The organism is Phocaeicola faecium (genome assembly GCF_014837055.1).
GTDB lineage: Bacteria > Bacteroidota > Bacteroidia > Bacteroidales > Bacteroidaceae > Phocaeicola > Phocaeicola gallinarum.
This window is the reverse complement of record NZ_JACSPQ010000001.1, coordinates 373,401-392,811: the sequence shown is the minus strand read 5'-3', so window position 1 is coordinate 392,811 and position 19,411 is coordinate 373,401. Positions and strand designations below refer to the sequence as shown.

General features: G+C 47.7%; 20 protein-coding genes and 2 pseudogenes. 20 read left to right on the top strand and 2 right to left on the bottom strand.

Going from position 1 to position 19,411, the window contains the following annotated elements; genetic code table 11:
• The first annotated feature begins 11 nt into the window (after nucleotides 1-11).
• The 4 genes from H9626_RS01695 (at nucleotide 12) to H9626_RS01680 (ending at nucleotide 3,370) form a co-directional block, all read left to right on the top strand.
• Nucleotides 12-392: a helix-turn-helix domain-containing protein gene (locus tag H9626_RS01695; RefSeq protein ID WP_138274651.1), complete on the top strand. Its 381-nt coding sequence runs from the start codon at nucleotides 12-14 to the stop codon at nucleotides 390-392.
• Nucleotides 389-736: a hypothetical protein gene (locus H9626_RS01690; RefSeq protein ID WP_138274652.1), complete on the top strand. Its 348-nt coding sequence runs from the start codon at nucleotides 389-391 to the stop codon at nucleotides 734-736. Before H9626_RS01695 ends, H9626_RS01690 begins: the two co-directional genes overlap by 4 nt.
• A gap of 32 nt (nucleotides 737-768) precedes the next feature.
• Entirely contained in the window at nucleotides 769-1,494 is a 726-nt protein-coding gene (locus tag H9626_RS01685) for a hypothetical protein (RefSeq protein WP_149874212.1), read from the top strand.
• Nucleotides 1,495-1,816: 322 nt separating this feature from the next.
• Nucleotides 1,817-3,370 carry a plasmid recombination protein gene (locus H9626_RS01680; protein WP_191709349.1) on the top strand — a complete coding sequence of 518 codons (1,554 nt, stop codon included), beginning with the start codon at nucleotides 1,817-1,819 and terminating at the stop codon, nucleotides 3,368-3,370.
• A gap of 76 nt (nucleotides 3,371-3,446) precedes the next feature.
• Here the strand turns inward: H9626_RS01680 and mef(A) are convergent, their stop codons facing one another.
• Both mef(A) and H9626_RS01670 read right to left on the bottom strand, forming a co-directional pair.
• Nucleotides 3,447-4,664, bottom strand: coding sequence for a macrolide efflux MFS transporter Mef(A) (gene mef(A), locus H9626_RS01675; RefSeq protein ID WP_118935671.1), 1,218 nt, complete (start codon nucleotides 4,662-4,664; stop codon nucleotides 3,447-3,449).
• 384 nt (nucleotides 4,665-5,048) lie between these two features.
• Nucleotides 5,049-5,879: a DUF4377 domain-containing protein gene (locus H9626_RS01670; protein ID WP_225230843.1), complete on the bottom strand. Its 831-nt coding sequence runs from the start codon at nucleotides 5,877-5,879 to the stop codon at nucleotides 5,049-5,051.
• 493 nt (nucleotides 5,880-6,372) lie between these two features.
• Between H9626_RS01670 and H9626_RS01665 the strand changes: the two are divergent.
• The 16 genes and pseudogenes from H9626_RS01665 to H9626_RS01590 form a co-directional block, all read left to right on the top strand.
• Nucleotides 6,373-7,923 (top strand): annotated as a pseudogene (locus tag H9626_RS01665) (TraG family conjugative transposon ATPase); the annotation flags it as partial.
• Nucleotides 7,917-8,657 carry a hypothetical protein gene (locus H9626_RS01660; protein WP_191709348.1) on the top strand — a complete coding sequence of 247 codons (741 nt, stop codon included), beginning with the start codon at nucleotides 7,917-7,919 and terminating at the stop codon, nucleotides 8,655-8,657. The pseudogene H9626_RS01665 and the gene H9626_RS01660, both read left to right, overlap by 7 nt.
• A 61-nt stretch (nucleotides 8,658-8,718) precedes the next feature.
• Nucleotides 8,719-9,372 carry a hypothetical protein gene (locus H9626_RS01655; protein ID WP_191709840.1) on the top strand — a complete coding sequence of 218 codons (654 nt, stop codon included), beginning with the start codon at nucleotides 8,719-8,721 and terminating at the stop codon, nucleotides 9,370-9,372.
• Nucleotides 9,362-10,048, top strand: coding sequence for a DUF5045 domain-containing protein (locus H9626_RS01650; protein WP_191709347.1), 687 nt, complete (start codon nucleotides 9,362-9,364; stop codon nucleotides 10,046-10,048). Before H9626_RS01655 ends, H9626_RS01650 begins: the two co-directional genes overlap by 11 nt.
• Before the next feature lie 32 nt (nucleotides 10,049-10,080).
• Nucleotides 10,081-11,208 carry a TraJ family protein gene (locus tag H9626_RS01645; RefSeq protein WP_191709346.1) on the top strand — a complete coding sequence of 376 codons (1,128 nt, stop codon included), beginning with the start codon at nucleotides 10,081-10,083 and terminating at the stop codon, nucleotides 11,206-11,208.
• Nucleotides 11,209-11,227: 19 nt separating this feature from the next.
• Nucleotides 11,228-11,473, top strand: a pseudogene (locus H9626_RS01640) (conjugative transposon protein TraK); the annotation flags it as partial.
• Nucleotides 11,474-11,687: 214 nt separating this feature from the next.
• The gene (locus tag H9626_RS01635; protein ID WP_191709345.1) at nucleotides 11,688-12,785 is read left to right on the top strand and encodes a site-specific integrase; all 1,098 of its coding nucleotides are present in this window, start codon (nucleotides 11,688-11,690) and stop codon (nucleotides 12,783-12,785) included.
• A 33-nt stretch (nucleotides 12,786-12,818) separates the two neighbouring features.
• Nucleotides 12,819-13,970, top strand: coding sequence for a site-specific integrase (locus H9626_RS01630; protein WP_191709344.1), 1,152 nt, complete (start codon nucleotides 12,819-12,821; stop codon nucleotides 13,968-13,970).
• Between the two features lie 14 nt (nucleotides 13,971-13,984).
• Nucleotides 13,985-14,917, top strand: coding sequence for a hypothetical protein (locus H9626_RS01625; RefSeq protein WP_191709343.1), 933 nt, complete (start codon nucleotides 13,985-13,987; stop codon nucleotides 14,915-14,917).
• 310 nt (nucleotides 14,918-15,227) lie between these two features.
• Nucleotides 15,228-15,461, top strand: coding sequence for an excisionase family DNA-binding protein (locus H9626_RS01620; protein WP_087339466.1), 234 nt, complete (start codon nucleotides 15,228-15,230; stop codon nucleotides 15,459-15,461).
• 36 nt (nucleotides 15,462-15,497) lie between these two features.
• Nucleotides 15,498-15,989, top strand: a complete 492-nt coding sequence (locus H9626_RS01615; protein ID WP_191709342.1) for a hypothetical protein — start codon at nucleotides 15,498-15,500, stop codon at nucleotides 15,987-15,989.
• A 250-nt stretch (nucleotides 15,990-16,239) separates the two neighbouring features.
• Nucleotides 16,240-16,677 carry a hypothetical protein gene (locus H9626_RS01610; protein ID WP_191709341.1) on the top strand — a complete coding sequence of 146 codons (438 nt, stop codon included), beginning with the start codon at nucleotides 16,240-16,242 and terminating at the stop codon, nucleotides 16,675-16,677.
• The gene (locus H9626_RS01605; protein WP_191709340.1) at nucleotides 16,628-16,933 is read left to right on the top strand and encodes a hypothetical protein; all 306 of its coding nucleotides are present in this window, start codon (nucleotides 16,628-16,630) and stop codon (nucleotides 16,931-16,933) included. Before H9626_RS01610 ends, H9626_RS01605 begins: the two co-directional genes overlap by 50 nt.
• Before the next feature lie 34 nt (nucleotides 16,934-16,967).
• A complete protein-coding gene (locus H9626_RS01600; protein ID WP_191709339.1) occupies nucleotides 16,968-17,417 on the top strand; it encodes a plasmid mobilization protein in 450 nt (149 codons plus the stop codon).
• Entirely contained in the window at nucleotides 17,414-18,685 is a 1,272-nt protein-coding gene (locus H9626_RS01595) for a relaxase (protein WP_191709338.1), read from the top strand. The genes H9626_RS01600 and H9626_RS01595 overlap by 4 nt, the downstream gene beginning before the upstream one ends.
• 24 nt (nucleotides 18,686-18,709) lie before the next feature.
• A complete protein-coding gene (locus tag H9626_RS01590; RefSeq protein ID WP_191709337.1) occupies nucleotides 18,710-19,144 on the top strand; it encodes a hypothetical protein in 435 nt (144 codons plus the stop codon).
• Nucleotides 19,145-19,411 lie beyond the last annotated feature (267 nt).

The following is a 19,411-nucleotide window of genomic DNA, read 5'->3' as shown; positions in this document are numbered from 1 at the left end:
GACTACAGCTTATGGATAAAATCACGTTTGAACAACTGCCGCAGGCTGTTTCCCTCCTGATTGAAAAGGTGGGGCAGCTTGCGGACAAGGTGGACGAAGCGTTGGGCAAAGCCACACAGCAGAAAGGCAAACGCCTGCTTGCCTTGGATGATGTCGCCGCCTTGCTCGGCAAGTCCGCTTCCACCATTTACGCCATGACATCCGAGAAGCGCATACCGTACCACAAGAGGGGCAACAAGCTCTACTTCTTCGAGGATGAAATCATCGGATGGATTGAACAGGGCGGTACATCGGGAACAGGCAGCGAGGAAGAGTTTAACAGGCGGCTTGAAGCCTTGCGCAGCGGCAAGAAGCACAAGCCAAGTTCTTTACAGACAAAGCAGACATTATGAGAAAAGAGGACTTGATACCCGTCATTGCAAAGTATGACCCGATATTGGCAAATGCGGTCAGCCGAATGGTTGACTACATCCAAGACCGATGGGCAGCACCGTACCCGTCCAAAGAACAGACGGAAGCGGTGAACGCCTACCTCCGTTCCGTCCATGCGGACGGCGGCGGCACGATGAGCGAAACCGACATTGCCCACCGCAGGATTGCCACGCAGAAGATAACCATCAATGCCATCCGTGTGCTCGACCATGAGCAGCTCGACCGTTTGCAGGATGTGCTGAACCACATAGCGGCGGACAGGGAGTATTACATGCCCGAACTGCGGCAAGGCATTGGCAGGTAGCCGACCATTGTAACACCTATATATCATAGATTATGGATAAAGACAAACAGACCGTACATTACTGCACCATCCTTTCTGGCGAGCAGTGGGATTTTATTTTGGAGGGCAGATTTTCCGCCCAAAGGCAAAGATGCCTGCACAGGCTGATGACCCATGCCGTGCGGACAAAGACCGTTTGTAACATCAAGGGCATAGAAATCGCCTTGGAGGTGGGAGAAGTCGCAGCTTCCGATGTGGAACTTGCGGAATACTTGGGATGCAACCGAAAGACCATCGGCAAGCTCATTGACTGCTTTAACAGGCTCGGTGTGCTGACCACCCGAACCAATAACCGAACTTCCATACACACCCTGCATTTCCTCACAGGCTGGTATGTCGGCGGTGTCCTCCTGACCAATCCCCATTATGTCAGACCATCGGCTAATGTCAAAGAACATGCAGACGGCAGACGGACACCATCTTCCGATGAAAGGTTGCCACAGAACGGGCAAAGTTTTATGTCGGATAACCGCCAATGCCGAGAGCAGGAAGCGGACACCACGGAAAGCGGTGCAGCAGCCCTTTCTTCTTCCCTTTGTTCGTCTATGTTCTCTGACCGTTCCGCTGACAGGCAGGACGGCAAGGACAATGCCGACCATCCCCGTATCATAGACAGTGGGGATGCGATGCCTGACGGGAACCACACAGAGAGCCACAATGAGCCGCAAGACGGCACGATTGGCGGTGCAGATGATACCGACACAGGCACGGAAGATTGACGGGCGCAGAGGGCGGATTTCAGCGGTACTCCGTTGTCGTGGCGTGAATGAATGGGCTTGCCCATATATAGCCCACTATAACTTCTCCGCTGCGCTCCGAAGTTGTGGGCTCTCCCGAGGGGCTTAGGACGCTGCCCTAAGAACCCGGCAAGGACTTTCAGCCCTGTGCAACCCGACCAAAGAGTGACCCCCTCTTTGGAAACTCCGCTTAGTGGCTTCCACCCCTAAGAACCCGGAGCAGGAAGTGACCCTCTCCCTGCACCCACCGATTAAGGCTCTGCCCTAATAACCCGAAGTGAAACTCAAAATACAGACAAGCCCTATGGCACAAAAGACATCCGTCAACATCAAGCCGTGCAACATCGGCAGCAGCGAAGCACACAACAGGCGCACAGCGGAATACCTTGCCAATATCCGCAAGGAGAAGTTCTACATACGCACCGACCTTATGGCAAGAAACGAAACGTGGGTATCACCTGATTTCGGCGAAGCCACGCTCACCGACCGATACAATCAGATAGCCGCAATGGTCAAGGAAAAGACAGGCCGTGCAATGCAGACCAAAGACCGTGAAAGGGTGAACAAAAAGACGGGCAAGGTGACCATCGTCCGTGGCAGCACTCCGCTCAAGGAGGGCGTGGTTGTCATTAAGGAAGATACCACGATGGAGCAGTTGCAGAAATTCTGCAAGGTGTGTAACGAGCGTTGGGGTGTCACAGCCCTGCAAGTGTTCATCCACCGTGACGAGGGGTATTACGGAATACCCGGTGACAATGCCACATGGAAGCCCAACCTGCACGCCCATATCGTATGGGATTGGATGAACCACGATACGGGAAAGTCCTGCAAGCTGGACGAGAAAGCCATGAGCGAGATGCAGACCGTTTTGGCTGAGTGTCTGGAAATGGAAAGGGGCACCTCAAAGGAGCAGACGGGAAAGGAGCATCTTGAACGCGCTGACTTCATTCTTGCCAAGCAGAAGCAGGAAGCCGAACAGGTAAAGGCGGAAAAGGAAGCAGCCGAAGCCGACAGGGATGCTGCGATCCGTGAGACGGACAATGCCAAATCCGAACATGAAAAACTACAAATCGGGAACGAAGAGAAGCAGCGGCGCAGTGAGGAACTTGACAGCGAAATCGCCGAAAAGGAGGAACGTGCGCGAGAGGTTTACAGGGAGAATACGGACAGCATAAAGTCCGGCATCGCCAACTTTTTCGGCAAGGGCAAGTACGCAGCCATCGAGCAGGAGAACGAGAGACTGAAAGCCGAGAACGAGCATATCAAAGAATCGTTCCCCGATGCCGTCAGGAAAGAGGTGGCGAAGCGGACTAAAGCACTGACCGAGGCAAAGCGGGCGGTCGAACTGGAGCGTGACAGTGCTATGGCAATCGCTGACAGCTTTGAATCCGAGAGGGACACGGCACTGCGGCAGCTCCGGGAGCAGAAGACCGGGGAGCAGCATCGCATCAGCATGGCGGTAAGCCGAGCCACAGCGGAGAAGGACAAGACCATCCGCCTGCTGCAAAGTGCGCTGAAAGCAAGCAGGCATATCCTCAGCCTGTTTGCGGATATGCTCTACAAGGCCAACGAAGTATTCAGGCGAGCCATAGATGCGATTATCCATTTCGGTACGGAGCAGCACAAGTCCGTCTTTTCCCCCTCCGAAGCCGCTGACATCAAGAGCGTGATGCAGGAATATGGGGAAACGCCCGAACAGCATTCTGCTGTCGGCGCATGGCTTTGTGACTATGCGGAGAGCCGACAGCCTTTTGACGAAATAAAACATCGCCATACACTCAAAGAGGTTGGCGATGTCGCGGAGGGGAAATATGATTGGAAAATCAACTCTACACAGAGCAACGGGCTTTCACGGTGATATTCTCTTTTATAATGTAAGTAAATGCTTTTTCCCCTTTATATGTTCTTTTATTATTGAAACGGTTTCTCCTATTTTATTTTGCATCTAATTTTCTAATCTCAGTTATCATTGGGCAAACTATTGCAATGCAAATAATTAAAATACCTGATAGTAAAAACCAATGATTTACATCGATTCTATCAGCAAAGAATCCAGAAAGAATTAACCCAATTGGCATAGCAAGAGACATGATACTTCCAGTTAAAGAAAATACACGTCCTAAATATTCAGGCTTAATTTTCTCCTGAAAAAGAGCTGTTTGCACACCGCTGTAAAACGGAACCGAAAGCCCCATTATTGCACAGCAGACTACAAATATGAAAAATCCACTTTGAGGAAGTAATCCTGAAATGGTTAAGCTTATCCCCATCATAAAAATTGATGCCGTTATTAATAAGATTCGCTTTTGGTAATTCCCAAATAACCCTAATAATAGACCCCCTATCAACATACCAGAGGCATAAGCAATCTCCGTAATAGAAATATGCATCGGTGTACCATTAAAATATTCCATAGTGATTAAAGGATATAATGCATTTATGGGCATATAAACAAGCATATATAATGTTCCAACGAGTAATAAAGCAAATAATCCTTTATTTTGCCGTAGTACAGCCATTCCTTCTTTCATTTCTCTTATGAAATTTGGTTTCAAACTTTGCACTTGATCACCTAGCTTAGGAATACGTACAATTGCTACCGTAATAGATGCAATCACAGCACCCAATACATCGATGGCAATAATAGCATTTAGTTCCCAAACGGAGTATAAGAGTGCTGCAACCGCCGGACTAACAATATAGCTTATAGACTGCAAAGACTGACTATAGCCTGCACATTTCGTAAGCTGTTCTTCTGGTACTAAAAGTGGAGTAACCGCATTGAGAGCCGGGGTATGAAAAGCTGTTCCAATGCTACGGATGAACAATACTACCATAACCATCCAGATAGGTAACTCCATATACAATGCAACAATAGCTAGCACGGCCCCAGCTGCTGCGATAATTAAATCAGCACCAATCATTATCTTCTTCCTATCATGACGATCCACTAATACACCAATGGCTGGTCCAAAGACCGCATAGGGTAAAAAACCTACAAGTGAAGCCATAGACAAGACCATCGCAGATCCTGTTTTTTCTGTAAGGTAAAAAATAATCGCCATTTGCAGGATGGCACTAGTGATTAATGATACTGCCTGCCCTGCCCATATTGTATAAAACTTAAGTTTCCAATTGTTGTATTTTTCCATTTATATCTTATTTTTATGTATCCGCAAAAATATAAAAAGTGTCGTTCTTATGAAGAAAAAACGATATTAAAATAGGAATATATTAAAAATGAGCTACTTATGAGTATTTCTCATAGAACGAGGTAATGACTTGGGAATAGTCACAAATTCTGTGATGTGTGGTGTATTTCTGTCAAACAACTTTTTTTGATGCAAATGTACACAAATATAACGAACGAAAAGAAGAATAAGCATTTTTTCTTTCCATGGTATTGTGACTATGCGGAGAGACAGCCCTTTGACGAAATAAAACATCGCCATACACTCAAAGAGGTTGGCGATGTCGCGGAAGGTCGGTATGATTGGAAGATTGAGAGAGGGCGAGGTGGAGTCACCCTATAATGGTTATTGCTTTTTTATTGTAAATTCCAACTTTTGAAGTCCCTTTTTATAAACATTGGCAAGGATGAGTGCGTAACGGACTTCTTCGCCGGATTGCATGGTTTGGATAATACGGGTAAACTCATCTTCGGGAATGACGCTTTTGAACATCGGACCATGTGAATCGTTGCGTATCAAACGAATGTCATCGGTAAACGGTGAAAAGACATACGAATAAGTCGCCTGATATGACACCGTCTGAAATTTAACCCAATTCGGGTCTTCTTTGTCAAGGACATCTTCCAACCAAATACGGGCGTTGTCGTATGACGGCAGCGATGAGCCATCGCCGTAATATATATTACCATCCTTATCAACAACGAACTCCTTGCTGATTGCGTACTTCTCGAAAGGACACAAATCATGGTATTCGATATCTTCTTCCGATGTTATCTCTTCATCAACCGGAACTTCTGGTTCCGTGACAACTCTGTCCTCAAGAATACGGATAAGCGAATAAGTACGGTCGGAAGCATCCGCAGGTGGATTTGCGAGGATTGTCCGCCTTACCGAGAGATAATACTCATGTCCTCTTACATAGGTAAAGCCCTCGATGCTGTTGAATCCGAGAGGTTCCCATACTCCGGGATTATCTTCCGACATGACAAGCATACACTCGATGGGATTCTCCTTCTTGTCGTCGCCCCATGCATACATCACGCCTGTTTCTGCTGAAATCTGCATTCTAATCTCTTTGACAGAATCTTTAGGCTCATCATCGTTACTACATGCTGTTAGTCCTACCACTGCAAACATAGCCATAAGCAGTATTCCGAAAAAGTCTTTCGTATTCATTTTTATCTTTTTAATTGTTAGCTATTATAAAAATGCAAAAACTATAAAAACATTGCATCTCGAATGCAACTTTTTATTTCGTATGTCTTGAATAAAGTTGCTCCAATCCACAATCCAAATACAAAGGTAGTGAATTTCCTATCAATGACCTTCTTCGCAGAGCAAAAATCAGAGTTTTAAGACTTATTTCATACGCCATTTGTACCCCTATTGGCTCTCAATGCGCAAAACATGCTAAAAATCAATCATGTCAAGCAATTCCCCGACAAGTCCTCTGCTGTTCTGCCCCCGTTCCGACAGACTTGCGGCAAAAGGTAAAAATGCCTACCGATTGTTAAGTTTTTGTTAAATTTTCATCTTCACACGCTTCTTCTTCCTATCCTCTCACTTCCTCAAAAAACAGCTTTTATACCCCGTTTCTCCCTTGCCGGATTTTTGTACCTTTATTTTCTTATATTGCTGATATTCAGCAACAAAAACTCTCTCATATGTATTCCACATGAACAGTGTGGTACGTCAGCTGCTGGAACAGAATACGGATGTGGTTATGGTGGATACGGGTGACTCCTACGAAGGTATATGCGGATATTACAAGGGTACATACATATCATACTCGAAGGAGAAGCCCATCTCCATGAATCCGTTCAAGGTTACTAAGGAAGAATATGAACTCAATTTCGGTGAGAAGAAGAACTTCCTTAAATCGCTGATATTCCTGATATTCAAGGGTAACGCATTTCCTTCCAAGATTGAAGACATGCTGATAAACCAGACCATCGTGGAATACTATGAGGCATATTTCAATCCGTTTGAAAGGTTCAGTGACAGTGAGCGTGAGGCTTTGAGACAGAAACTCTTGGTTGCCGCCAAGATGGAGGATGACTACGAACAGTACACGCACAGCATGGAGGACATCGACAGGCAGATAAATGCGGAAGAGGCGCAGGAAAAGCCAGAAAACCGTGCACTGCTGCTGCCTTCAGAAGTACGCCGTCTGAAGCTGATACGACAGTGCCGTTCACTGACTGCTCTGATTAATGATGAAGCGGCCACAGAATCGGAAAAGGAACGTGCACTTGCCATTATCGGTAAATATAAGAGGGAACTTTATAACAATTCCATGCTGATTAAGATAGACAGGCAGATTGACCACATGGAGGAACAGAAGCGCCGGCTGAAGGTTCAGGAGCTCTCGTTCAATTCCTATTATGAGTTTGCCCTGGAGCGCATTCCGCAGATTACACAGTTGGAGAAGATAAGTTTCAATATACATGACTTTGCAGCCATACTGAAACAGTTCTACCGTGGCGGCGAGCTGGAGATGACGCTGAACTCTGACCTGGACATTAACCTGTTTGACGAGCGTTTCATTGTATTCGAGATTGACAAGATAAAGGATGATCCGGTGCTTTTCCCGATTGTGGTGCTGATTATCATGGACGTGTTCCTGCAGAAGATGCGTATCAAAAAGGGACGGAAGGCTCTTATCATCGAAGAGGCATGGAAGGCAATAGCATCACCTACCATGGCGGAATATATAAAGTATTTGTATAAGACCGTCCGGAAGTTCCACGGAATAGCCGGTGTGGTTACTCAGGAGCTTAATGACGTGATTGATTCCCCTATTGTGAAGGAGGCCATCATCAACAACTCTGATGTGAAGATTCTGCTTGACCAGACCAAGTTCAAGGACAGGTATGAGGATATTGCAGCCATTCTGGGACTCACTGACATACAGCGTCAGCAGATTTTCACCATCAATGCGTTGAACAACCATGAGGGAAGAAGCTACTTCAAGGAGGTGTGGATTTGCCGGGGACAGCACTCGGATGTGTACGGTGTGGAGGAAGCACCTGAATGCTACTGGGCATATACTACTGAACGTACCGAAAAGGAGGCACTGAAGATTTATCTTGCCCGGTACGGTACGCTGCAGGAGGCCATCACACGTATTGAGGAAGACCGCAAGGCGGATGGAGGGCTTCTGTATCTGGAGTTTGCAAGAAAAGTCAACCAACATCAAAAAGTTATGTCACTATGGTAAAATTCAGATTCATGCTGATTGCGATACTGCTGGTATCGACATCAGCCAATATGTCTGCTGCATGGAGAATCGTATTCGACCGTAACTGTCTGAAGATTGTCCTGGCCAATACCGCTTCACAGAAACTTATCGAGGAGCAGCACAACCAGCGTGTGGATACCATTGCAGCCAAGAAACAGAAGGTGGAACTCTATACGGTAAGCATGGCTACAATGAAGGAATTATATAAGCTGAGCATGGAGAACATATCCGGTTTCGGGACTGAAAGTCTTTATTATAAGGAAATAGGCCTGTGCGCTCTGGATATTCTGCGAAATGTTCCGGTACTTGTCAGTACGGTAAACAGGGCCAAATTTTCAAACAAGCTGCTCTGTCTGAACGAACTCGGCAATCTTGTAGCGGAAACACAGCAGCTGGTCGGCAACTTTGTCAATATCGTGAACAATGCCAGAATTCCCAATCCGTTGCAGGGACAGGCAACTGCCGAAAAAAAGGATGACGGCTACAACCTGCTGGACAGGTATGATAGGCTGACACTGGCCAACAGCATCTATACTGACCTGAACAGGATACGCTACAAGGTGGAAGGAATGGTTCTGATGGCACAGTATGCCACTGCAAACGACCTCTTCTTTGCCATTGACCCTGAAGGATGGGCAAATGTGGTAACCATGAAAAATCATGTGGGAAATCTTGTACAGGACTGGAACGGCCTGGTTGCTTCAAATTATTAACCTTTCATATATCTCTGTCATGAAACTCAGGAATATAAGTATCATATCAGCCGGTATTATAATGCTGTTGCTGCCTGTAAAGGCTTCCGCTTTCATAATACCCAAAGACCTGCCGACCATAGAAGCACTCATTGCCCTGCACAAGGCCATAAAGAAGGACGAGGACAAGGCTCTGACAAGGGTGGCTACAAGCTATGGCGAGCAGTCGCTCATTGAAAAGGGTGCGGAAAAGTTCAATGATGTCCGGACCACTCTGGATACAAGGCTGAACAATGCCTATTCGTACCTGGTACTGGCCGGTGCCATTTCTTCAACGGCCAACTCACTGTATCAGCTGGTAACGGAATACAAGGACTTTACCGGCAATACTTTCAGTCATGTATCAAAGAAGCCTTTCGTAGCATGGTATTATGCCGATGCCGACGTGGCAATATCAAGGGAGATACAACACTGCTACAGACTGTATGCATCCGTAGCCGCTTCGGGTATAAACCTGATGAAGGCTTCCATGGATGAGAAGCTGAATCTGGTAATGACACTGAAGGCTTCCATCGACAGGGCAAGGTACATAATAGACAATGCCAACCTGTATTGTTTCCTTGTCACGGACTGCGGATGGAAGCCGGACTATATCTGGGAGATACTGAACTCCAATGTGAAGAATGAGATAGCTGAGCGTGTAATCAACAAATGGAATCAGGGATATGCAGGTTAAAAGAATATTTACAATAATCATGTGTCTGGCAGTATCATGTATCATATTTACATCCAATGCCCAAAGCATAGTAAGTGACAGTGAAAAGCAGAAGCAGTGGAAGTCTATGGAAAACGGTCCGTGGGATTTTGCTCCGGACTGGTATTACTTTTTCCTGCATAAGAAATACTCAGGTGCGGAAATGTACTGGAAATGGGACTGGTTCAACTCCGGATTCCGTGTCCGTTTCAAGGAACCAAAGTCTGATGTGAAGCGTATCATGCCGGTGCGTGTGACCGCCGAAGAGACGCAGAGGCAGAAAATCAAAAAAGTGGAGAGTGAGCGCAAATATATCGAGGAACTGTATAAGGAAGAACTGGCAAGGGAGGCTGACAGAAATGTTGACCTGATGTATGCCACTTACAAGAACGAGTTCAACCGTATGCAGGACTGTATCACGGACGGACTGCTCTACTGTATGCAGAAGAGTAACGGCAAGCTCCGCTATCAGGTGGACGAGCTGAGCCGCCAGAATGAAATACTCTGTGCGGATATAGCCTATATACACAAAACCGGTGTCGGTTATGGGCTGGAGAACGCCAAGCGGCAGAAGGCATACGAGGAAGCCAAATCCAGGATGGCAGAACTGGTCAACAGGACTGCACATCTTTGTGCCGTTGCTGCTACACATTATTGAAAAACAAGTAAAAACAAATAACATTTTAAGATATGGATTTATTGTTTATTCCGCTGACAATAGGCCTTCCGGCTATTGACGAAAGTCTGGAAAAGCTGCTGACGGCCATGGAGACATTTCCCAATGTGGCCGTTCTCGGTGATGCCGTTTCAATGGCAAAGGCTCTCGGTCTGTGCCTGGCCCTGTGTGTCGGTTCATACGAATGCTGGATGATGATGCTCGGAAGGCGTGGTATGGATGTCATGAAGCTGTTGCGTATCATTGGCATTTCCCTGTGTATTTCATCCTCTTCATGGATATGCTCGGCTCTGCAGGTTCCGGGAAAGAGTCTGGAGTCCGCTACATGGGCTATGGCCAAGGCAAAGAACAAGGAAGTGGCGACCTTCGAGCTGAAGGTAGCACAGAAACAGAGTGAATATCTCGACAGGCTGAGAACCGTACAGGACTCCATAGCCACGGCAAAGCAGGTGGCCGAAATCGGTCAGGATGCTGCATGGTGGGACAAGCTGATATATAATGTGGAGAATCTGGGCTCGACCATCAACAACTACGCCCAGAGGGCTGCTGTGGCGGCTGAGACGAAGGTCAGTGAATGGATAAACGATGTCATACGTTTTGTCGGGGAACTGATTTTCCAGATGTCGTATTACGGGATGCTCGTGGCACAGAGGATTTTCATGGCCATCATGATGATATTCTGTCCGATCATGTTTGCCCTCTCGCTGGCACCGCCATGGAACTCGGCCTGGAGCCAGTGGATGTCCAAGTTCCTTTCCCTCTCGTTATGGGGATTCGTGACCTATATGTGCATCTATTATATAGACTTCATCCTTCTTTATAACCTGCAGCAGGATCTGGTGGCATACGACCATCTGCTTCATGGCTCGGTAAACTCTTGGGAACAGATTGGCGCACTGGGACTGCAGGGAATAGGCTCCAACTGTATGTATGCCATGGGTATGCTCGTGGGGACCTATATCATACGCTTCGTTCCTGAAGTGGCTTCATGGCTGATTCCGGGAGGGGTAAGTTCGGGTACAGGTTCCGTTGCCGGTTCGGCTGCAATGGGTATCACCACTACTGCAGGTGCCATGGCCGGAGGTGCGGCAGGTTCTGCCATGAGAGGAACAGGTTCGGCTGTCAGGTCATTAGTCAAATAACTTCAAATCTTTTTACAATATGCTTATTGAATCCCTTGCACAGAAAACCAGACTGGCCATGATGACGGTATTTGCGGTAATCGGAGGCTGCACCGTCATCTGTGCCTTTACGGTCTGGTGCTGCATTTCTCTGGTCAATGAGGAAAGGCAGCAGATTTATGTACTTGACGGAGATATTCCGTTTCTTGCCGAGCGTGCACGGCTGGAAGCCAACTTCACCATGGAGGCCAAGGCGCACATACAGCTGTTCCACCATTATCTTTATATATGTTTTCCATCAGAATAAATCAGAAACAAAAGGAATTTATAATAGCTATATATCAATGTTTTACACTATTTTTCAAAACAGATGATAAATTCCTATTTTCGCTAAATCGGGTTAATTTTGTTACTTTATTTGCTACTATTTTGTTACTTTTGAAATTAGTTTATAGTTTTGTATCGGAAAAATGACTATATAGTAACAAAATAGAGTTTATATGACCGCTAAAAAATCGCATATCGCACTTAAATACAAAGAGATAGATAATGGGGAAAAGTCCATCTACCTTGACTATTACAAGGGCGGCAAACGCATCCGCGAAGCCCTCCATCTCTATTTGTTACCCGAAACATCCAAGAAGAACATCAGCGCAAACAAGCGGACGATGAAAGAAGCCGAGGCCATCCGTATCGAAAAAGAGAACGGATTGCTTGCCGTGCGTTTCGGCATAGAGACCAAAGAATCATCACCCATGCGCATAGGCGAAGCCATTGACGAATATGAGAAAATCATCTTTGATAAGGGAGATATATCTTCAGCCAATAATATAAGGTGCATGAAAAAGGCGGTGATGGCTTATCGTGGATTAGACACAAAAGTGGTTGACATTGATGAAAGCTACTGTGACGGACTGGTTGACTTTCTGCATAAGGACTATACTGCACAGTTCGGTAAAATCAGCATGACAACGGCAAGGGCGTTCATCTATCTTTTCAGCAGCACGCTCAACAACGCCGTTGCCAATGGTATAATAGGTGTAAACCCTCTCCGCTTTGTGAACATCCACGGGCGAATTACAAGGGAGCGTCCGTTGAAAAAGTTTCTGACCATTGACGAAATAAAGGCTTTGATGGACACACCCTGCCCTGTGATGTCAAGACCACAAGTCAAACAGGCTTTCATGTTGAGCATCTTCACTTATCTATCTTTTGCCGATGTCCTCTCACTAAAATGGAAAGACATAAAGACGAATGAAGGCAGGACAACCATTGAAGTGCATTCAAGGAAGTCATCCGTGCCGTTGACTGCGATATCAATGCGATGGTTGCCTGAAACGGCAAACCACCGCGGACTTGTATTCAAAGGATTGCCGAAAGGCACTGAAATCAGAAACATCCTGTCGCAATGGGGCAAGAACGCAGGACTGCACCAGCCGTTGAGTTTCCGGCTTGCGCAGAACACCTTTATATATCTATTGCTCACTACTGGCACTGACATAGGCACTGTCAGTTGTATGCTTGGGATGACACCCAAGACGATGAAAGGATATATGAAAATGGTTGCCGCAAGCCATACTGGAGATAAGAACAAATAACTCAAAACGAATAATCAATAAAAACATATCACCATGCCCAGACCCAAGAAAGTTATCAAGGCGAAAGAGCCTGTCCGTATCCGCTTCAAGGAGTTGCAGAACGGAAACAAGTCTATCTATCTGGATATTTACCGCAACGGGAAACGTACTTATGAGTTTCTCAAACTTTATCTCGTTCCGGAGATTGACCCGGCAAGCCGTGCCATGAACCAGCACAACATGGCTTTGGCGAACAAGATTAAGGCTGACCGCATCGTCGAACTTACCAATAATGAAAAAGGCGTTTCCAACGCGACATTGCGTGGCCGCATTAAGTTGTCTGAGTTGCTTGACCGCTATGCAAGATGGCTGGAGGACAACGGTAAGCACTCTATGATACGGGGTGTCAATTCCATACGGAAAGCTACATTCCAATTCCGTGGCGATGTTCCCATCAGGATGCTTGACAAGGACTATTGCATGGCTTTCATGAATTTCCTGCGGAACGATTACAAGGCACGGACAAACCGACCTATTTCCATGACCACCGCCACAGGGTATGTCACGGTGCTTAGTGCCATGCTGAACTGGGCTGTGCGCAACGACTATCTTTCCGAAAACCCGTTCACGCATATTGCAGCAGCCGACCGCATCCACCGCCCCGAAAGTAAGCGCGAGTTCCTGCAGATTGACGAACTGAAAAAACTCATTGCAACGGAATGTCCTACCCGTCCTGCCGTGAAGCAGGCTTTCCTGTTCTCGTGCTATTGCGCCTTGCGCATCAGCGATGTTGTCGGTCTGACATGGGGCGACATACACAAGGACGGCGACCAGTGGCGTGTGTTCACCGTCATGGAAAAGACCAACGACCCGATTTATCTGCCATTGTCAAAACAAGCAATGAAATGGTTACCGGAACGTGGCGATGCCAAAGACGGAGACAAGGTTTTCGACCTTCCTTCTGAAAGCCGTATCTGCATCATCCTTGACAAATGGGCGAAGGCGGCTGGCATAAACAAGCACGTGACCTACCATGTCAGCCGTCATACCTTCGCCACCATGATGCTTACACTGGATGTTGACATTTTTACCACAAGCAAGCTGCTCGGACACAAGAACATTTCCACAACGCAGATTTACGCGAAGATTATCGACCAGAAGAAAGACGAAGCTGTCAACCGTGTCAATGAAATTTTTAAGGACTAAACCTGATGTATGCGATGAAACGATTGTCCGATAACTTTCTTACAATGCTGTTACCGCTTACAGTGGTAGCCGCAACCGCATTCGGGTTGGTAGCTGCCGTTGCTTTCCGTATGGAAGCAACCACGGCTGCATTTGTCTTTACCGCCTTGTCAATTGTCGGTTGGATTGGACTGGTTATAGAATTTTTCCTTTTGTATGACATTATCATAGACAAATGGCTTTCCAAAGACCGTTCTGTTTTAACGGCCTCTTGGTTTGTGATTTCGTTGTTGCTTGCATTTATCCTCACGCCTGACAAACATCTGGACTGGAGCACGGTCATCGTCATGGTTTCACTTTTTGCCGTGCTTTTCCTGCTGCCCTACATCATCGGGATGGCTTACGGGAAGCAGGTTAAGTCGTGGCTGTTCCAACGGTGGAACAAGCTCATGCCGAAAAAACCGCAAACTACAAAAGAACAGACCGACAGCCATATCGAAACTGTACTTTCAATATCCGCATCATCAATGCCGATGAAGCAGGAGGATGAAATCAGGCACTACGACACCCTCGTTTCACAGCTACAACCTGAATTGGTAAAAAAGTTGCCCGAAGCGTTGCAGACCAACGATGCGCTGTTCTTACTCGTGCTGTTCCGGGAGGACGGTTATCTGGATGCGGACTTCCAACCGCTGATGAAAAAGGAGGATGACGAAATCAACCGGACGCTTTATGCCTATATCGCCAACGCGATGTGCGCAGCCCTCAAAATTAGGAAAGGGAAATGGGTAATCTTCGGGAAGTTCTGGCCGCTCAACAACGGCGCACAGTTGGCGAGCAACCTCAAGGCCGCCTCCAAAGACAATCCGTCCGACCACCAGCGGCATATCTCCAAACTGTTGCGCAAGGCTACACGTCTGCGACCGAGACTTGACACCTACGACCTTGAAGAGTTCAAGAAACTCTGACTGAATATTTTTATAAAATCATTTTTCTTGTTCCCGTCACTGCGAGCCAGCGGCGGGATTTTTCATGCCTGTCCGCAAACATCCGTACTTCTTTCCGCTCTTATGGATTGCCATGTAAGGACAATCCGGGATTATGGAGGGTTTAGAGTTCCTTTATACTTCGTTATGCACCGTTTATACTTTCATTTATAATTCACAAAATGCTTTGTTTGTGTCATTTACAAATGAGGTTTTCCAAAACATCCGCCATACATTTGCATTGTCGCCAAGACAAAGAAGCGACCTGAATATCCACTAAAAATATACTCACATGACAGAGCAACGAAAACTTTTAAGCACCAAGGAAGCCGCCGAGTATTGCGGTTTCAAGCTGTCCTACTTCCGAAAGCTGATGATGCGCCGGGCAATCCCGATGTACAAGCCGTGCGGCAAGCTGTGTTTCTTCAAGAGGGAGGATTTGGATGCTTTCCTCACAGGAGTACGCATCTCATCGCAAGGGGAAATCAATGAAGAAGCCGACCGCTACCTTGCCGGACGGAAATAAGCAACTTATTTTTTCACATCAAAAACAAATTGTATTATGGAACAGAGTAAGAACATGGAACAGGCCGGAGCAGCTTCGGCTGTTTCGACTGAAAAGAAAAACGAGAGCCGCAAACGTGAGATAAGCGGCAAGGACGTACAAGCTATCCGCACATTCTTGGAGAGTGTGGGCATCTACGAGGCGGACGCACTGCGTGTGGGCATAGCCATCGCCGACGGCAAGGCTACGGCAGAGAGCATTTCAGCGGACGACCGTCTTGCGCTCAACCGCTATCTCAACAGCGGCACGGACAACGAGCGGCTGACAGCGGACAATGCACAGGGACATCGGTTGAACCGGGCGTTCGGATTGCTGGAGCGTGTGACGGAGTTTTGCGACAAGCGGCAGTTGGTGACGGTCAACAAGGCGTTGCTTTCCATTGCGGTGAATGCCACGGACATCAGCCGTGCCGTATCGAGTCTTGACAAGCGGCCTGCATCCGGACAACCGTTTCCGGGCAGCACTAACGGCAACGGAGTAAACAAATGACCGTATGCAAAAAGTGGAAAGGTGTATGCCCCGTGGTAACGCAGCCTGTTTTTCTTCCCTTATTTCGGGATGATACGCATTGGCTGACTGATGCAAGTAATTGGCAAGCCTAACACTTTTCATGCGCCGTTCAAAACAGAAAAGCCGTGCAGGGTACAACAAAAACCAAGTCGGTGTTTCCATGCCGATACCTGTACGGCTTCATTCCATTCAGGAAAAATTAGTATCACACTTATAAAGTCAAAGATTTATGGACAAGGAAACATACAGATTCATGTACCCGACAGGGATTGCATCATTCTCTTTCCGATTCTCCGACCGTGCTCTGCAATGGCTGTGCGGAACAACTACCGATGACAATGGCAGGAAAACAAGCAACTTCACATTGTTTGGCGACCTGCTGGCAAGGATGGCATTAACGGACAGTGTTGCCAATGGCTTCCACAGACCGCTTATGCTTTCCGCAGGTCAGGCGCAGTATTCCGAAGAACAGCTTTCTTCGCAATGGAACATGGGCAGGAAGCGCATACGCAACCTGCTTGCCATGCTTACTGACATGAAGGTTATCAACACCTGCCGTTCAAGGGTTGCATCCGTGATGACCTTTCCGTGCCTGTTTGAGTGGAAAACAGCGGAGAATGGCAACATATCCAACCCTGTTATTCCTCACGAACAGAGGGAAGAATAAGAACAGTCAAAAGCCGAGCCGACGGCGGTACTGTGAAAACAAACGCTTACCGTTGTTCCATTATCCGGCACTCCACTGGCACCAGTCTGTTTTGGCTGTGGCAAGCGGACGGGTGGATTGGCATGGAGCGGTAGCGTTCAGTTGCGAGGTATGCCGAGGTATTACCGCCTGCGGACGGCAACACCCCGACGTCCTCGCAACAGTCCGGCAGACTGTTGTCCTTGCCGCTCGCAGGCTCGCAGCTTCCCTCTTTTAGAAACCGTTTCACGACTATTCTACTTAATTGGTATATGACACACGAAGAAGATACCTTCAATCAGGAATCAAGGCAAAAGAAGCCCGTCATAAGGCGTGACAGGGTGGTTGTCACCAAGGTCACGGAACAGGAGCTTTCGCAAATCAAAAGCACCGCCGACCAGTGCGGCATGACACGCAGTGACTTCATCCGTGCAAGGGCACTCGGTTACAAGCCACGGCAAAGGCTTTCCGACAGGGAATTGGACGGGTTGCGTCAGCTTGCGGCCTGCCGCACGGACATGGTGAACTTCGCCAACGCCCTGCACGGACTGAGCGACAACGAGAAGATACGCCTGTTCCGGCACGAAGAGACCATGCTCGAATGGTACGAGAAAGTGGCCCATGTCACGAATCGTGTCGCCGACTTCTTGCAGTCCGCACAGACGGCGAACAGCTATCCGGCAGGGACAACAAACCAAGGAACAAAGGAGGACGGCGCATGATAGCCAACGCAAAGGCGGTAGCCCACGGCATAAGGGCGATGCTCTATGTATCAGGAGAATCGAGGAACAAGAAGCATCCCGAAAAGATAACGCGCATCTGCGACAACTTCATGCCGCAGGGCATGGACGCTACGGGTATCTGGACTGAAATGAAGTTCGCCACCATGAACCGCCCCAACATCAAGAACAATGTCATCCGTATGGAGATTAGCCCGGCAATGGAGCATACCGAGGATTTCACCTTGGACGACTGGCGGCAACTTTGGTATGACTTTGCTGCGGCTTTTGACAGCCAAGAGATACGTGACAAGGACGGCAAGACCGTTTCTCCACACACCAACGTATCGGGCAGCAAGTCCTCCGTATGGTTGCACGAAGAATCCAAGAGCGGCATACCGCACCTACATGCCGTTGTCTGCCGGGTGGACGAGGACGGGAACATCAACAACGACCACGCCATCCACCTCCGGGCGCAACGGGCGGCTGAAAAGGTTGCAAGGCAAAGGGGCTGGACTACCGCCATGCACATACACGAGACGAACATTCCACAGGTCAGTGCCGACTGCATGGAAGCCCTGCGTGAACTGGACGAATGGTCATGGGACGGTTATAAAAAGCTGCTTGCCGCCAAAGGCTACGAACTGCATCTGCGCAAGGACAAAAAGGACATGATACGTGGCTATGTGCTTTGCAAGGGCAACACAAGGTTCAAGGCATCGGAACTCGGAAAGGGGCGCAATCTGACCGCATCACGCATCAGGCAGACATGGGAGAAGCTGCATCCCGAACAGGACAAACAGAAAGCCAAACAAGCAAGCCCGACACCCAAACCGACCGCCACACCGACCCCGAAACCTACCGTACCCAATACCGCAAAACAAAAGCCACAGCCCGTTATACGGCTGCGCAACACGGTTTACGAGGACTACACAGAGTATAAATCAAACCGCCTGTCCACGGAGTTTGAGCATGACGGAAAGACCTACAAACGCTATCTGCCCGACAAGGTGATTGACTTCTTCAACAACGAGTTCGATTATCAAGAACTTACCAACTGGCAGGACTTGCAGAACTTGGCGATGGCTTACTTCACTCTTATAGCGTCACCCTACGAGGTGACATCCGGCGGCGGTGGAGGCGGCTCGCAGTCCGACCTCAAATGGGGGCGCGACCCGGAGGAAGACGAGATTGAATTTGCCCGCCGTTGTGCGCGTGAGGCTTCGCACAGGCTCGGCATACAGAAGAAATCAGGAATGAAACGCAAATGACAAACCCAATAAACAACAGAGGATATGAAACAACCCGATACTGCCGCCTTGCGTGAGCGGCTTGCCAATTATACGCCTGAAGATGAAACAGACCGCCGGATAGCAGAGCTGCACGACCTGCTGAAAGAAATCAGTGCCGTCAAAGATAGCATGACGGACATCATTACAGGCTTTACCCATGCCGTTGCGGATTTGCAGAAGAAGGACATCGGCGCACGGGTGCATCCCGACACCCTGAAAGCCCTGAATGAGATTTGCACAAATTTTGTCGTGGAGGTCGGCAAACAACTGATGGCTCATCGAGACAAGCAGCTTAAACTGCAAAAGGAGCATGAAGAACGGATTGCACGTATGCTGGAAAAGAACAAAGGCGTGTGGGTGTCAGATGGGTGGATGAAAATCCTGATAGTATGCATCCTTTTATATACCGGCATATCCTTTATTCATAGCTTATTGTAAAACCTTCATCTGCCCTTGTACCAAAATGAATCCAGTGCGGTTGGCTAACTTTGTGGCAGCTTTGAATAAAACGGTTGCAGGTCAGATGAAGAAATGCTATCCTGAAATGGATGCTAGTGAGGTCAGACCGTTTGCTTGTGTATCTTTTACCCGGAAATCGTTTGTTTATTTTCCGGACGTGAAGATGCATCAGGAGGTGTTTTTGGAGTCATATATAAAACTTGTCAGGCTAAGGGAATTGCATTTATTGTAGTACTAAATCTTTTT

Bases quoted from the DNA above. Each gene is read 5' to 3' on its own strand.
- H9626_RS01655 (WP_191709840.1), top strand. From the start codon at position 8,719: ATGCTGTTGCTGCCTGTAAAGGCTTCCGCTTTCATAATACCCAAAGAC.
- H9626_RS01605 (WP_191709340.1), top strand. From the start codon at position 16,628: ATGGCAACATATCCAACCCTGTTATTCCTCACGAACAGAGGGAAGAAT.
- H9626_RS01635 (WP_191709345.1), top strand. From the start codon at position 11,688: ATGACCGCTAAAAAATCGCATATCGCACTTAAATACAAAGAGATAGAT.
- H9626_RS01680 (WP_191709349.1), top strand. From the start codon at position 1,817: ATGGCACAAAAGACATCCGTCAACATCAAGCCGTGCAACATCGGCAGC.
- H9626_RS01625 (WP_191709343.1), top strand. From the start codon at position 13,985: ATGAAACGATTGTCCGATAACTTTCTTACAATGCTGTTACCGCTTACA.
- H9626_RS01610 (WP_191709341.1), top strand. From the start codon at position 16,240: ATGGACAAGGAAACATACAGATTCATGTACCCGACAGGGATTGCATCA.
- H9626_RS01630 (WP_191709344.1), top strand. From the start codon at position 12,819: ATGCCCAGACCCAAGAAAGTTATCAAGGCGAAAGAGCCTGTCCGTATC.
- H9626_RS01615 (WP_191709342.1), top strand. From the start codon at position 15,498: ATGGAACAGAGTAAGAACATGGAACAGGCCGGAGCAGCTTCGGCTGTT.
- H9626_RS01645 (WP_191709346.1), top strand. From the start codon at position 10,081: ATGGATTTATTGTTTATTCCGCTGACAATAGGCCTTCCGGCTATTGAC.
- H9626_RS01670 (WP_225230843.1), bottom strand. From the start codon at position 5,879: ATGAATACGAAAGACTTTTTCGGAATACTGCTTATGGCTATGTTTGCA.
- H9626_RS01690 (WP_138274652.1), top strand. From the start codon at position 389: ATGAGAAAAGAGGACTTGATACCCGTCATTGCAAAGTATGACCCGATA.
- H9626_RS01660 (WP_191709348.1), top strand. From the start codon at position 7,917: ATGGTAAAATTCAGATTCATGCTGATTGCGATACTGCTGGTATCGACA.
- H9626_RS01590 (WP_191709337.1), top strand. From the start codon at position 18,710: ATGAAACAACCCGATACTGCCGCCTTGCGTGAGCGGCTTGCCAATTAT.
- H9626_RS01595 (WP_191709338.1), top strand. From the start codon at position 17,414: ATGATAGCCAACGCAAAGGCGGTAGCCCACGGCATAAGGGCGATGCTC.
- H9626_RS01600 (WP_191709339.1), top strand. From the start codon at position 16,968: ATGACACACGAAGAAGATACCTTCAATCAGGAATCAAGGCAAAAGAAG.
- H9626_RS01620 (WP_087339466.1), top strand. From the start codon at position 15,228: ATGACAGAGCAACGAAAACTTTTAAGCACCAAGGAAGCCGCCGAGTAT.
- H9626_RS01695 (WP_138274651.1), top strand. From the start codon at position 12: ATGGATAAAATCACGTTTGAACAACTGCCGCAGGCTGTTTCCCTCCTG.
- H9626_RS01685 (WP_149874212.1), top strand. From the start codon at position 769: ATGGATAAAGACAAACAGACCGTACATTACTGCACCATCCTTTCTGGC.
- H9626_RS01650 (WP_191709347.1), top strand. From the start codon at position 9,362: ATGCAGGTTAAAAGAATATTTACAATAATCATGTGTCTGGCAGTATCA.